Source organism: Micromonospora sp. BL4 (assembly GCF_003667505.1).
Taxonomy (GTDB): domain Bacteria; phylum Actinomycetota; class Actinomycetes; order Mycobacteriales; family Micromonosporaceae; genus Micromonospora.
The window spans coordinates 1-491 of the sequence record NZ_RCVJ01000282.1 but is presented as its reverse complement, the minus strand read 5'-3'; the positions used below and the strand labels follow the sequence as shown (position 1 = coordinate 491).

General features: G+C 74.3%; 1 pseudogene. It reads left to right on the top strand.

Annotation, left to right across the window (positions count from 1 at the left end):
- A pseudogene (locus EAD89_RS30170) lies at window positions 1–491 on the top strand (hypothetical protein); the annotation flags it as partial.

The following is a 491-nucleotide window of genomic DNA, read 5'->3' as shown; positions in this document are numbered from 1 at the left end:
GGCCGGGTCCTGCAGAACGTCGAGCCCGGTCGGGACGAGCGGATCTCCGTGGTGGGCGGACGGATGCTGCGGATCGCCGCCCGCTCCCAGGACGGCAGCTGCTACTTCGCCATCTCCGCTCGTGACCCGGCGACGGGGCAGGAGGCGTGGCAGCGGGCCGGCGTCAACCTGCGGACCGCCGACAGTGCCGGCTGCGCCCAGCGCGAGGACCCGCAGGGCGCGCGGAACGTCCTGATCGGGGTCGGCCCGGACGGCCGCGAGGCGGTCATCGACGGGTACGACGGGCGGCTGCTCTGGGTCGGCGAACCGGGTACCAAGCTGATCGCGGTCGACGACCGGTACGCCCTGTTCCGGGCCGCCGACAAGCGCTCGGTGGTGGCCCGCGAACTCGGCACCGACCGGGTCCTGTGGACCCGACCCGCCAGCGGCAAGGCCGGTGCCGCCCTCACCCCGTACGCGGCGGTGATCGGAGACGAGAAGCCGTCCCGGTT